We start from the raw sequence: 13027 nt of genomic DNA, 5'->3' as shown, positions 1-13027 counted from the left end.
CCTCGCCTGCCGCCTCCTCGCCCGCTGCCGCGTCACCACCGGCGTTCAGCTCGCAGGGGGCGAGGGCTTCGAGGCCTTCGGGCTTGTCGGCGGCGCGGCCGATGGCGGTCTCGATGCGGTTGAGGGCGGCGACGCGCTTGTCCTCGAGGGGGCCGAGGATGGCGTTCTGGACGAAGTTGGGGCCGCCCTGGCCGACGGTGTCGACGAGGCGCTGGTTGGCTTCCTGGATCTGGGTTTCCAGCTGGGCGAGGTTGCGGTCGACCTCGGCCTGCGCGGAGGCGGGGATCGCGGGCAGGTCGCCCTCCACTGCCGGGCAGCTGATCGTGCCGGCGGCTCCGCCGCCCGCCGCGTCACCGGCGTCCTCGGCGCCGCCGGCGTTCCCGGCGTCGCCCGCGGCTCCCTCGCCCGCGGCTTCCCCGCCGGCGGCGTTGTCGCCGGCCGCCCCGCCGGCCTCGGCCGCGGCGTCCCCACCGCCGGCCTGCGCACCCTCGCCTGCCGCCTCCTCGCCCGCTGCCGCGTCACCACCGGCGTTCAGCTCGCAGGGGGCGAGGGCTTCGAGGCCCTCGGGCTTTTCGGCGGCGCGGCCGATGGCGGTCTCGATGCGGTTGAGGGCCGCGACGCGCTTGTCTTCCAGGGGGCCGAGGATGGCGTTCTGGACGAAGTTGGGGCCGCCCTGGCCGACGGTGTCGACGAGGCGCTGGTTGGCTTCCTGGATCTGGGTCTCGAGCTGGGCGAGGTTGTTGTCGACCTCGGCCTGTGCGGAGGCGGGGATCTCCGGCAGTTCGCCCTCCACCGCAGGGCAGCTGATCGTGCCGGGCGAAGCCTTGGTCGACGCGTTGTTGTTGCTCTTCGACGTCTCCCCGGCCAAGGCGGACCCAGCGATCACCGCCCCTGACAACACCACAGCGGCGGCGCCGCCGATCATGAAGACGCGGCGCTTGTGGTACTTCGGAAGAGCCCTGGACATGCGGATGCCTCACTAGGGGTCGGGTGGTCGGGGCCGTCCGTCGGTCGGCGGGAGGGCCCGGTCCTCTGATTCCTTGGTTTACAAACGCGGCGCCGGCGTTCGGGGAGAGGTACGAGAAAGCGCGTTCCATCGTTCAAGGGCTTCTGAAATTTCGTTCAACTTCTTTCGGGGCGACCGTGCCCGACGCCGCAGATGGGCGGGAAAGCCCAGGTCGGCGCCCAGAATGCCCCCTGCCGTCCGACGGGCCGACCCGTCCGAGATTGACGAATCATGCAGAGCTCTGCATACTCATGCATGTCGGCGGGCGCACCATGAGGAGAGAACCGTGACCGAGCGCGTCGTACTCGCCTACTCGGGCGGTCTGGACACCTCCGTCGCCATCGGCTGGGTCGCCGAGGAGACGGGCGCCGAGGTCGTGGCCGTCGCGGTCGACGTCGGCCAGGGCGGAGAGGACCTGGAGGTCATCCGCAAGCGCGCGCTCGCCTGCGGTGCCGTCGAGTGACGCGGACCCGGCCCAGGGTCTATAGGGTCTGCGGTCATATCCACACCTTCACTAGGAACTGGGAGCAAACGCAAAGTGAGCAGCAACAGCGGTGACGTACGGCTCTGGGGCGCCCGTTTCGCCGACGGTCCCGCCGAGGCCCTGGCCAAGCTGTCCGCGTCCGTCCACTTCGACTGGCGGCTCGCGCCGTACGACATCGCCGGTTCGCGTGCCCACGCGCGCGTGCTGCACAAGGCGGGCCTGCTCACGGACGACGAGCTGACGCGGATGATCGCCGGTCTCGACCAGCTCGAGGCGGACGTCGCCGACGGCTCCTTCGTGGGCACCATCGCCGACGAGGACGTCCACACCGCCCTGGAGCGCGGCCTGCTGGAGCGCCTCGGCCCCGACCTCGGCGGCAAGCTGCGCGCCGGCCGGTCCCGCAACGACCAGGTCGCGACCCTCTTCCGCATGTACCTGCGCGACCACGCCCGCACCATCGGCGGTCTGATCGCCGAGCTCCAGGACGCGCTGGTCGGCCTCGCCGAGGCCCACCCGGACGTCGCCATGCCGGGCCGCACCCACCTCCAGCACGCCCAGCCGGTGCTCTTCGCCCACCACGTCCTGGCCCACGTCCAGTCCCTGTCCCGGGACGCGGAGCGCCTGCGCCAGTGGGACGAGCGCACGGCGGTCTCCCCGTACGGCTCGGGCGCCCTCGCGGGCAGCAGCCTCGGCCTGGACCCGGAGGCGGTGGCCAAGGACCTGGGCTTCGAACACGGCAGCTCCGCGAACTCCATCGACGGCACGGCCTCCCGCGACTTCGTCGCCGAGTTCGCCTTCATCACCGCGATGATCGGCGTGAACCTCTCCCGGATCGCCGAGGAGGTCATCATCTGGAACACGAAGGAGTTCTCCTTCGTCACCCTCCACGACGCGTTCTCCACGGGCTCGTCGATCATGCCGCAGAAGAAGAACCCGGACATCGCGGAGCTGGCCCGGGGCAAGAGCGGCCGTCTCATCGGCAACCTGACGGGCCTGATGGCGACGCTCAAGGCCCTGCCCCTCGCGTACAACCGCGACCTCCAGGAGGACAAGGAGCCGGTCTTCGACTCCATCGACCAGCTGGAGATCCTGCTCCCCGCGTTCACCGGCATGATGGCCACGCTGACCGTCCACCGCGAGCGCATGGAGGAGCTGGCCCCGGCCGGGTTCTCCCTCGCCACCGACGTCGCCGAATGGCTGGTCAAGCAGGGCGTGCCGTTCCGCGTCGCCCACGAGGTCGCCGGGGAGTGCGTCAAGGCGGCCGAGGCGGAGGGCAAGGAACTGGACGAGCTGACCGACGACCAGTTCGCGAAGATCTCGGCCCACCTCACCCCCGAGGTCCGGACGGTCCTCAACGTGCCGGGCGCACTCGCCTCCCGCAGCGGCCGCGGAGGCACGGCACCGAGCGCGGTGGCCGTACAACTCGCCGAGGTCAAGACGGACGTGGCTTCCCAGCACGCATGGGCCACGGCGAAGAAGCGGTAAGGGGAGCGCCCCGACAGGGGCGCGGGGAACGGCGCGACAAGCCCCGACGAACGCGGACTCGCCAAAGCACCGAATGACCCGAGCTCGTAGGCGCGGGGCTGAAGGGGCGCAGCCCCTGGGGAGACGGGACGGGTAGGGGCGGCGGGGGCGAGAACCCGCCCCGCACCCACCGCCGCCGCATGACGAAGGTCATCGGGGGTTACGTTGGTCGGAAAGCCCTACGGAGCCGACCGAACGGAGCCCGCGATGCCCTTCGCCCGACTGGCCACAGCAACGACCCCCACCTGCCACATCGGACTCGGTCTCGCCGCCGTCGGACGCCCCGGTTACATCAACCTCGGCCGGGACAACGACCTCGGAGAGGACCGCAGCGCCGAGACGCTGCGCGCCCGCAGCCACGAACTCCTCGACGCCGCCTACGCCCAGGGCGTCCGCTACTTCGACGCGGCCCGCTCCTACGGCCGTGCGGAGGAGTTCCTCGCCGGCTGGCTGACGGCCCGCCCCGATGTCGACGACGTCGTGATCGGCAGCAAGTGGGGCTACACGTACACCGCGGACTGGCGCTCCGACGCCGAGACGCACGAGGTCAAGGACCACAGCGTCCAGACGTACGAGCGCCAGCGCGCCGAGACCGCCGAACTGCTCGGCGACCGGCTCGACCTGTACCAGATCCACTCGGTGACCCCGGACAGCCCGGCCCTCACCGACAAGGAGCTCCACGCCAAGCTGGCCGAGGCCGCGGAGCGGGGGACCACGATCGGCTTCTCCACCAGCGGTCCCGCCCAGGCCGAGGCGATCCGCGCCGCGCTCTCGGTGACCGTCGACGGCGAGCCCCTCTTCCGCACCGTGCAGTCCACGTACAACGCCCTGGAGACCTCGGCCGCCCCCGCGCTCGCCGAGGCGCACGACGCCGGGCTCACCGTGATCGTCAAGGAGGGCATGGCCAACGGCCGCCTCGCCGGACCGCACGCTCCCGAGCCGGTCAGGGCCATCGCCGAGCAGTCCGGAATGGGCGCCGACGCGGTCGCCCTCGCCTTCGTACTGCGCTGGCCGTGGGCGGGTGTCGTGCTGTCCGGCGCGGCGACCACCCTCCAGCTCGCCTCCAACCTGCACGCCGCCGTCGTCGACCTCGACGACGACCAGTTGGCCCGCCTCGCCGCGCTCGTCGAGGAGCCGGCCGCGTACTGGGGGCGGCGCGGGCAGCTGCCCTGGCACTGAGGTCCACGAGACACCACTGAGGTCCACGATGGACCGGTAACCGCTCCGTCAGAGGGGTGATGAGACTCTCATGCCTGCGGTGAGACATGCGTGTCTCACATGGGCTAGGTTTGTCTCATGGCCCTCGATCGTGACCAGGTGCTGCGCAGCGCCGCCGCCCTGCTGACCCGTAAGTCCACCGCCACCATGGACGAGGTGGCCAAGGCGGCCGGGATCAGCCGGGCCACGCTGCACCGCCACTTCGCCGGCCGTGACGCTCTCGTCCGGGCGCTGGAGACGCTCGGCATAGAGGAGTGCGGGAAAGCCCTGGACGCGGCCCGGCTGGACGAGGGCCCGGCGAGCGACGCCGTGCGGCGACTCGTCGGGGAGTTCGAACCCGTCGCCGGGCTGCTCGCCTTCCTCTACGGCGAGAACCAGCTGTTCGAGGGCGAGAGCCAGAACGAGGGCTGGGCCCGGATCGACGCGCGCATCGCCGCGCTGTTCCGGCGCGGCCAGGAGAACGGCGAGTTCCGCATCGACCTCACCCCCGCCTGGCTCACCGAGGCGCTGTACGGGCTCGTCGCCTCCGGCGCCTGGGCCGTGCTCGACGGCCGGGTGGCCACCAAGGACTTCCAGTTCATGATCGTCGAGCTGTTGCTCGGCGGCGCACTACGGAGAGAGGAATCATGACCAGCGCCCTGCAGCCGACGACTCCCGAGGCGGTGAAGCGTCCGGGCCGTTGGCTCGCGCTCGGCGTCCTCGTCCTCGCCGTGCTGCTGGTGGCCGTCGACGCGACCGTCCTCGGCCTCGCCACGCCCTACATCAGCGAGGACCTGAAGCCCTCGGGCACCCAGCTCCTGTGGATCGGCGACGTCTACTCGTTCGTGATCGCGGGCCTGCTCGTCTCCATGGGCAGCCTCGGCGACCGTGTCGGCCGCAAGAAGCTGCTGCTGATCGGCGCCACGGCCTTCGGCGCGATATCGGTGCTCAACGCCTACGCCGCGACACCGGAGTTGCTGATCCTGGCGCGGGCCCTGCTCGGTGTCGCGGGCGCCACCCTGATGCCCGCCACGCTGGCCCTGATCCGCAACCTCTTCCACGACCCGCGTGAACGCAGCCTCGCCATCGGCATCTGGGGCGCCACCGCCTCCGCCGGCACCGCGGTCGGCCCGGTCGCGGGCGGCTTCCTGCTCGAACACTTCTGGTGGGGCTCGGTCTTCCTGATCAACCTTCCGGTGATGGCCGTCCTCGTCGTCGTCGGCATCAAGCTGCTGCCCGAGTCGCGCAACCCCGCTCCCGGTCCCTGGGACCTGACCAGCGTCACGCTGTCGCTCGTCGGCGTGATCGGTGTCGTCTACGCGGTGAAGGAACTCGCGACCCACGGGCTGTCGCTGGACGCGCTGGGCGCCGCCGCGCTCGGTGCGGGCGCCCTCCACTGGTTCGTACGGCGCCAACTCGTCCTGCCCATCCCGCTGCTGGACATGCGGCTGTTCCGCAACCGCGGGTTCTCCGGAGCCGTGCTCGCCGACCTGCTGACCATCCTCGGCCTGTCGGGGCTGGTGTTCTTCCTGTCGCAGTACCTGCAACTCGTCCAGGGCAGGCGCCCGTTCGAGGCGGGCCTCGCCGAACTGCCCGCCGCCGTGGGCGCGGTGGCGGCCGGACTGGTCGCGGGCTCGTTCGCCCGGAGGTTCTCCGTGCGGTCGGTGGTCGCGGGCGGTCTCGCGGCGGTCGGGCTGGCGCTGGCCGCGCTCACCGTCGTCGACCAGTCCACCGGCTACCCGCTGATCGGTACCGCACTGCTGGTGGTGGGTGTCGGGGCGGGGTTCTCGTTCACCGTGACCGCCGACGTGATCCTTTCGGGAGTGCCCAAGGAGCAGGCGGGTGCCGCGTCCGCGGTGTCGGAGACGGCGTACGAGTTGGGCGCGGCCCTCGGCATCGCCCTGCTCGGCTCGATCGTCACCGGTGTGTACCGCGGCTTCCCGGCTCCGCCGGGCACTCCGGCCGAGGCGCACGAGTCGCTCGGCGGCGCCGTCGAGGTGGCCTCCGCGCTGCCCGCGGACAACGCAGACGCCCTCATGACAGCGGCCCGCGAAGCCTTCGTCAACGGCCTGGCGTTCGCGGCAGGCATCGGCTCGGCGGTACTACTGGCGGCATCGGCAGCGGCCTGGTTCCTGCTACGCGACCAGCGCCTGGAGGACGCACCCCGATAGGGGCGCGGGAAACTGCGCGACAAGCCACGACGAACCCGCAGCCAACGAACGACCGTAGTCCTGTCACCCAGCGGAGCTCAGGCCGCTTCTTTGGCCTTCGTCGCATACATGTCCACATACTCCTGCCCCGACAGCCGCATGACCTCAGCCATCACCGAGTCGGTCACCGCACGCAGCACATACCGGTCACGGTCCATCCCCTCGTACCGGGAGAACTCCATCGCCTCACCGAACCGCACCGTGACCCGCCGCGGCCGCGGCAACCCCGCACCCCCCGGCTGGATCTTGTCCGTACCGATCATCGCGAACGGCACAACCGGCGCACCGGTCATCAGGGTCAGCCGCGCGATACCCGTGCGCCCCCGGTACAGACGCCCGTCGGGTGACCGCGTGCCCTCCGGGTAGATGCCGAACATCCGGCCTTCCTCCAGGATCCGCCGCCCGGTCATCAGCGCGGCCACACCGCCCCGGCCGCCGTCGCGGTCAACGGGGATCATGCCGACGCCGGTGAAGAACCAGGCCATCAGCCGGCCCTTGAAGCCCTTGCCGGTGACGTACTCGTCCTTGCCGATGAAGAACACCTGCCGGTCGCACACCAGCGGCAGGATCATCGAGTCGATGAACGTGAGGTGGTTGCCGGCGAGGATCACCGGACCGTCCCCCGGGATGTGCTCCGCACCCTCCACCCGTGGGCGGAACATCAGGCGCATGATCGGTCCGAGCGTGGCCTTGATGAACGCGAAGCGGGACAACGGGCCCTCCGATGCCAAGGGGTTCGATATGAGTCTGTGCAGGTGAGGACGATACTCGCGGTTCCCCGGGTCTCGCACATCGGGTTCACCGAGTAGATACGTACTGTTGACGTAGTTTTACCTGCGGTTGCGCCCCGATGAGCGTTTCTACGCCGGGGCCGTTCGTGTGACGGATATCGCGCGCGCCGGCCTCGGCCGAGTACCCCCGGCCGGCCCGGCCAAGCCGACGGTGCGTCAACTCGCCCGTCCCGCAAGGTATCCGGAAGACATCCAGCGTCATCCGCGTGTTCCGTCCCAGGTCTCCCGTACGTCACCTCACGCCACCTACGATCGTCGCGCTTTGACAGGTGCAGGGCGTCTGGTGGGAGGAGAGTCGTATGGGGACGCAGGAGTCGTACGAGCAGCAGGGCCGGGGGACGGGACGGCGGGCGCTGCTGGGCGCCGCGGTGCTCGGGGCGGGCGGAGCGGTTCTCGGGCTGTCCGGGACGGCGGTCGCCGACGCCCGGCAGGGGAGCGGCGGGCTGAAGAGCCTGCCTGTGCCGACGATCATCGGCCACCGAGGGGCCAGCGGCTACCGGCCCGAGCACACCCTCGGCTCCTACCAACTGGCCCTCGACCTGGGCGCCGACATCGTCGAGGCCGGCGACCTGGTGCCCACCAAGGACGGTCACCTCGTCTGCCGCCACGAACCGGAGATCGGCGGCACCACGGACGTCGCGAACCACCCCGAGTTCGCCGACCGCAAGACCACGAAGGTGCTGGACGGTGTCAACACCACCGGCTGGTTCACCGAGGACTTCACGCTCGCCGAGTTGAAGACACTCCGCGCGACCGAACGCATCCCGGCCAACCGCCCGCACAACACCCTCTACAACGGCCGCTGGGAGATCCCCACCTTCGAAGAGGTCCTGAGGTGGCAGGAGGAGCAGACCCGCAAGCGCGGCAAGCAGGTCTGGATCTACCCCGAGCTCAAGCACCCCACCTACTTCCGCAAGCTCGGCCTGGGCCTGGAGGAGCGGGTCGCCAAGCTGCTGCGCAAGTACGGCAAGGACAGGCGGAACTCGCCGGTCATCCTGCAGTCCTTCGAGCCGACCAGCATCCAGCGCCTGAACAAGCTCGTCGACAACCCCCTCGTCGTCCTGCTCTCGGGAGCCACCACTCGCCCGTGGGACTTCGTCGAGACGGGCGACCCTCGCACGGTCGCCGACCTGATCAAGCCCCAGGGTCTGCGGGAGATCGCCGGTTACGCGCAGGGCATCGGCCCGACGCTCGACCTGATCATCCCGAGGGACGCGAACGGCAACCTCACCACGCCCACCACGCTCGTCGCCGACGCGCACAAGGTGGGCCTGGTCCTGCACCCCTACACGATGCGCAACGAGAACCCGTTCCTGCCCGCGAGCTTCCGCAAGGGGACGGACGCGGACGCCTACGGCGACGTCTTCGGCGTCTTCAAGACGTACTTCGCCACGGGCATCGACGGTGTCTTCACCGACAACCCGGACACCGGAGTGCTGGCCCGCGAGGACTTCGTCAACAGCTGAGCGGCAGGCCCCGATGGGGTGACAGACGGCCGCCCGGGCAACCCCTTGCCCGGGCGGCCGCGTCGTGCCGCATATGACACACGACCTGGTCGCCGTCCTTCGCCCGCTTCTCACCGCCGAGGCCTCGGCCGAGGCGCACGCCTCCGGAACCGAGCCGGGCGACCTGGAACAGGCGGTCTGGCTCCGCCTCCTGGAACGCCTCGACTCCGACGGCCCACCCGTGGACCCGCAGGGGTGGCTGCGCCGGGCCGTCCGCTCCGAGGTGCGCCGCACCCGCCGTACGACCCGCCGGGAACGGCCGTACGACGAATCCGCCGAACTCGCCGGTCCTGCCGACGACCGCGGCCACGGCCCCGAGCACCTGGCCCTCGCAGCCGCCCGCCGCCGTGCCCTTCATGCGGCGGTGCGCCGGTTGCCCGGCCGCTGTCCCCGGCTCCTCGCGGCGCTCCTTTCCCCCAAGGACCTTACGTACCGTGAGATCGCGAGTGAGTTGGGTATCTCACAGGGGAGTCTTGGACCGGAACGTTCCAGATGCCTGGGATGTCTGCGTCGTTTACTCAACGCGGAGGTTGCGGCCCGCGAACCACGGGGATAGGAGTGAGGGACAACAGGCGACAGGTGAGCGGGAGGCGTGCACACATGGGCATGAGCGTGACCATCTCCGTGGCGACCGAGCAGGATGCCGAGCAGATCTTCAGACTGCAGTACCTGTGCTTCCAGAGTGAGGCCGCTCTGTACGGCAACTACCGCATTGAGCCGCTCGTCCAGCCGCTCGAAGCGGTGCGCGCAGAGGTCACCGCGGACTGTGTGTTCGTGGCCCGGCTGGGTGACGAGGTGGTCGGCTCCGTCCGCGGCACCATCGGCGACGACGGCGCCGCGTCCATCGGCAAGCTCTGCGTCCACCCGCGCCTCCAGGGCCACGGGATCGGCGCCCGCCTCCTCCGCGCGGCCGAAGCGGCCCTCGCCGAGGAACGGGGCGCCACGAGGTTCCGCCTCCACGCGGGCCAGCGCAGCGAGGGAGGCCTGCGCCTGTACCGGCGGGTGGGCTACGAGACGGTGGGCACATCGAAGGGCGATGACGGCGTCCCGATGATCGTCCTGGAGAAGTCGGCCCCGGCGGGAACGTACGCAGCGACGGCGTAAGCCGGTTAGGGGCGCGGGGAACTGCGCGACAAGCCACGACGGACCTGCAGCCGCCCAAAAACCTAAGGCGGCACCCCCTACCGCGCCCCCTTACGCAACCAGTAAATGGCCGACAGCGGCAGCAACACGGGAATGAACAAGTACCCCATCCCGTAGTCCGACCACACCGTCGCGTCAGGGAAGGCCGAGGGTTCGACCAGCGTCCACGTCCCCACCACCAGCACGCCCAACAGCTCGGCGGCGCAGCACACCAACGCCGCCTTGCGGGCCGTCTCCCCACCCCGCACCAGCGAGTACGTGATGAAGCCGTACACCAGGCCGGCCATGGCGGAGAGCGAGTAGGCAAGGGGGGCATGCTCGAACTCGGTGGAGATCTGCACCGCGGAGCGCGACACCGCACCGACGACCATCACGCCGTACAACCAGACGAGCAGCATCCCCGGCCCCTTGATGAGCCGCGTTCGCCGCGTTCCCGGCGTTCGCTCCTCGGCGGTAGCCATCTCAGCCTCCCCAGATGTCATAGAGCCGCACTTGGAGCACGGCCAGCACCACACCGCCGGCCGCCACGGTCACGCTGCCCCAGCGGGTCCGTTCGGCCAGCGACATGAAGCCGGCCACCGGAACGCAGGCCAGCGCCCCGAGCAGGTACGCCACGAAGATCGTGGTGCCCTGCTCCGGCTTCTCGCCGCGCGCCAGCTGCACGATCCCGACCACCAACTGCACCAGGGCCAGCAGCGACACCACGGCCATCCCGATGAAATGCCAGTCCTTGGTCGGCTGGTCGCGGTACGCGGCCCAGCCGCACCATGCGGCCAGCAGCAGCGCGGCAACGGCGGCCGCCACCGTCAGGGCATCAAGCATGCCGTGACCCTATTACGGGCCAAAAGCCCTGATGCCCCCGCCCCCGACCTCCCCGCGGGAACGCTCACCGTGGGCGTATTGCAGGGCTCATCGCCGGAGTGGTCATCGTGGCATTGACCACAACCCGACAGGTCCAGGCGCCGCCCACGGACCTCCCGGACCAGGGACGACGTCCCCGACAGCCCTGTCCACCACTGTCCATCATGCGGACAGCGGGTGCCGTGTCAGGACCGCAGGTCTGGTTTACTGATCGCATGACCACCACGAGCTGCCGCATCCCTGCGACCGAGGCGACCCCGGCGCCCGGTGCTCGTTGTCTGTGTCGAATGTGCGCCTTCTAGAGGGCCCCCGCACCACCCCTGAGTCTCGCGCCCCGAAGCGAGCCGCTGTGGCATGTCCGTACGCCGTTCGCCGTATGTGACGGAAGCCGCCCCCACTGCCCGACCGGCATGGGGTACCCCCTTGCGCACCTGTTCCCTTCCGCGTCCGGGCACACCCACGCCCGCGCACTCGACAGTGATGGAAACCCCCAGTGATCACCACATCAGGCCTCACCAAGGTCTACCGCTCACGCGGCCGTGAGGTCACCGCCCTCGACGGCGTCGACCTGCACGTCCCCGAAGGCGAGGTGTACGGCGTCATCGGCCAGTCAGGCGCCGGCAAGTCCTCGCTCATCCGCTGCGTCAACCTGCTGGAGCGACCCACCTCCGGGACGGTCACCGTCGCCGGGCGGGACCTCACGGCCCTGGTCGGCCGCGGCCCGCGCGCCGGCCGGGAACTCCGCGCGGCGCGCAGCCGGATCGGCATGGTCTTCCAGCACTTCAATCTGCTGTCCTCGCGCACCGTCCAGGACAACGTCGAACTGCCCCTGGAGATCCTCGGCAAGTCCGGGAAGGAGCGTTCCCGCAAGGCGCTCGAACTCCTCGACCTCGTCGGGCTCGCCGACAAGGCGAAGGCGTACCCGGCCCAGCTCTCCGGCGGCCAGAAGCAGCGCGTCGGCATCGCCCGCGCCCTCGCCGGCGACCCGAAGGTGCTCCTCTCCGACGAGGCGACCAGCGCCCTCGACCCGGAGACCACCCGATCCATCCTCCAACTGCTGCGGGACCTGAACCAGCAGCTGGGCCTCACCGTCCTGCTCATCACGCACGAGATGGACGTCGTCAAGTCGATCTGCGACTCCGCCGCCCTCATGGAGCAGGGCCGCATCGTCGAGTCCGGCACCGTCAGCGAACTCCTCGCGACCCCGGGCTCCGAACTGGCCGCGGCCCTCTTCCCGGTCGGCGGCGACGCCTCCGGGGACGACCGCACCGTCGTCGACGTCACCTTCCACGGCGAGGCGGCCACCCAGCCCGTCATCTCGCAGCTCTCGCGCACCTACAACATCGACATCTCGATCCTCGGCGCGGCCATCGACACCGTCGCCGGAAAGCAGATCGGCCGGATGCGCATCGAACTGCCCGGCCGCTACGAGGACAACGTCGTGCCGATCGGCTTCCTGCGCGAACAGGGCCTGCAGCTCGACGTCCTGGGCCGCGATCAGAAGCCCGAGCCGGTGAAGGAAGGTGCCGCCAAGTGACCTGGTCGGAGATGCAGCCCCTGCTGGAGCAGGCATGTTGGGACACCCTCTACATGGTCGGCTGGTCCACCCTCGTCGCGGTCGTCGGCGGCCTCCCGCTCGGCGTACTGCTCGTGCTCACCGACCGCGGTGGCGTCCTTGAGAACGTCGTCGCCAACAAGGTCATCGGGCAGGTCGTGAACGTGGCCCGCTCGATGCCGTTCATCATCCTGATGGTCGCCCTGATGACCTTCACGCGCTGGATCACGGGGACGACGATCGGCCGTGAGGCCGCCATCGTGCCCCTCGCCATCGGGGCGATCCCCTTCTTCGCGCGCCTTGTCGAGACGTCTGTCCGCGAAGTGGACCACGGGCTCGTCGAGGCCGTGCAGGCCATGGGCGGCAACACCTGGACGATCGTCCGCAAGGTCCTCGTACCCGAGTCCCTGCCCTCCCTGATCGCCGGCACCACCACCACGATCGTCGCCCTCATCGGCTACTCGGCGATGGCGGGCACCGTCGGCGCGGGGGGCCTCGGCGACATCGCCATCCGCTACGGCTACCAGCGCTTCGAGACCGGGCTCATGTGGATCACCGTGGCGGTCCTCGCCGTCGTCATCTCGCTCATCCAGTTCGCCGGCGACTACGCGGCCCGCGGACTGCACCGGCGCGGCGGCCGTTCGGGCCCCACCCCCAAGCTGCGCCTGCTGAAGACCAAGGAGCCCGCGACCGCCGACACCGGCAAGACCGCCTGAACTCCTTCCTCGAACTCCCCGAACTCCCCGCCCGC

At 70.3% G+C, this 13027-nt stretch carries 13 protein-coding genes and 1 pseudogene; 10 read left to right on the top strand and 4 right to left on the bottom strand.

Translation table 11 applies throughout. The features are described from left to right. A partial coding sequence (locus tag FNH08_RS29470; RefSeq protein ID WP_228034430.1) for a hypothetical protein occupies window positions 1-967 on the bottom strand: 967 nt, incomplete at its 3' end. A gap of 325 nt (window positions 968-1292) precedes the next feature. Here FNH08_RS29470 and FNH08_RS29465 point away from each other — a divergent pair. The 5 genes and pseudogenes from FNH08_RS29465 to FNH08_RS29445 all read left to right on the top strand — a co-directional run. Next, window positions 1293-1466, top strand: a pseudogene (locus FNH08_RS29465) (argininosuccinate synthase domain-containing protein); the annotation flags it as partial. A gap of 78 nt (window positions 1467-1544) precedes the next feature. Next, on the top strand, window positions 1545-2975 hold the full coding sequence (gene argH / locus FNH08_RS29460; RefSeq protein ID WP_322725685.1) for an argininosuccinate lyase: 1431 nt from the start codon (window positions 1545-1547) through the stop codon (window positions 2973-2975). A gap of 246 nt (window positions 2976-3221) precedes the next feature. Then, window positions 3222-4193 (top strand): aldo/keto reductase, encoded by a 972-nt coding sequence (locus FNH08_RS29455; RefSeq protein ID WP_152774572.1) that lies wholly within the window; start codon window positions 3222-3224, stop codon window positions 4191-4193. 117 nt (window positions 4194-4310) lie between these two features. Next, window positions 4311-4862, top strand: coding sequence for a TetR/AcrR family transcriptional regulator (locus FNH08_RS29450; protein WP_152774571.1), 552 nt, complete (start codon window positions 4311-4313; stop codon window positions 4860-4862). After that, window positions 4859-6382, top strand: coding sequence for an MFS transporter (locus FNH08_RS29445; RefSeq protein ID WP_152774570.1), 1524 nt, complete (start codon window positions 4859-4861; stop codon window positions 6380-6382). The genes FNH08_RS29450 and FNH08_RS29445 overlap by 4 nt, the downstream gene beginning before the upstream one ends. A gap of 77 nt (window positions 6383-6459) precedes the next feature. Here the strand turns inward: FNH08_RS29445 and FNH08_RS29440 are convergent, their stop codons facing one another. Further along, complete coding sequence (locus FNH08_RS29440) at window positions 6460-7134, bottom strand: lysophospholipid acyltransferase family protein (protein ID WP_152774569.1); 675 nt, start codon at window positions 7132-7134, stop codon at window positions 6460-6462. A gap of 377 nt (window positions 7135-7511) precedes the next feature. On the opposite strand from FNH08_RS29440, the gene FNH08_RS29435 reads away from it, so the two are divergent. From FNH08_RS29435 to FNH08_RS29425, 3 genes are all read left to right on the top strand, one after another. After that, window positions 7512-8678 (top strand): glycerophosphodiester phosphodiesterase, encoded by a 1167-nt coding sequence (locus tag FNH08_RS29435; protein WP_152774568.1) that lies wholly within the window; start codon window positions 7512-7514, stop codon window positions 8676-8678. 73 nt (window positions 8679-8751) lie between these two features. After that, window positions 8752-9273, top strand: a complete 522-nt coding sequence (locus FNH08_RS29430) for a sigma-70 family RNA polymerase sigma factor (RefSeq protein WP_152774567.1) — start codon at window positions 8752-8754, stop codon at window positions 9271-9273. A gap of 44 nt (window positions 9274-9317) precedes the next feature. Next, on the top strand, window positions 9318-9821 hold the full coding sequence (locus tag FNH08_RS29425) for a GNAT family N-acetyltransferase (RefSeq protein WP_152774566.1): 504 nt from the start codon (window positions 9318-9320) through the stop codon (window positions 9819-9821). Window positions 9822-9898: 77 nt separating this feature from the next. Here FNH08_RS29425 and FNH08_RS29420 read toward each other — a convergent pair whose 3' ends face one another. Then, on the bottom strand, window positions 9899-10342 hold the full coding sequence (locus tag FNH08_RS29420; RefSeq protein WP_194238658.1) for a hypothetical protein: 444 nt from the start codon (window positions 10340-10342) through the stop codon (window positions 9899-9901). Beyond that, window positions 10323-10682 (bottom strand): hypothetical protein, encoded by a 360-nt coding sequence (locus FNH08_RS29415; RefSeq protein WP_152774564.1) that lies wholly within the window; start codon window positions 10680-10682, stop codon window positions 10323-10325. Before FNH08_RS29415 ends, FNH08_RS29420 begins: the two co-directional genes overlap by 20 nt. A 532-nt stretch (window positions 10683-11214) precedes the next feature. Here FNH08_RS29415 and FNH08_RS29410 point away from each other — a divergent pair. Together FNH08_RS29410 and FNH08_RS29405 are read left to right on the top strand one after the other, a co-directional pair. Beyond that, entirely contained in the window at window positions 11215-12258 is a 1044-nt protein-coding gene (locus FNH08_RS29410) for a methionine ABC transporter ATP-binding protein (protein WP_322725683.1), read from the top strand. Beyond that, window positions 12255-12992, top strand: a complete 738-nt coding sequence (locus FNH08_RS29405) for a methionine ABC transporter permease (RefSeq protein WP_322725681.1) — start codon at window positions 12255-12257, stop codon at window positions 12990-12992. Before FNH08_RS29410 ends, FNH08_RS29405 begins: the two co-directional genes overlap by 4 nt. Window positions 12993-13027: the final 35 nt, after the last annotated feature.

This window comes from Streptomyces spongiae, from assembly GCF_009377185.1.
Taxonomy (GTDB): Bacteria; Actinomycetota; Actinomycetes; order Streptomycetales; family Streptomycetaceae; genus Streptomyces; species Streptomyces spongiae.
This window is presented reverse-complemented; position numbering and strand designations above follow the sequence as displayed.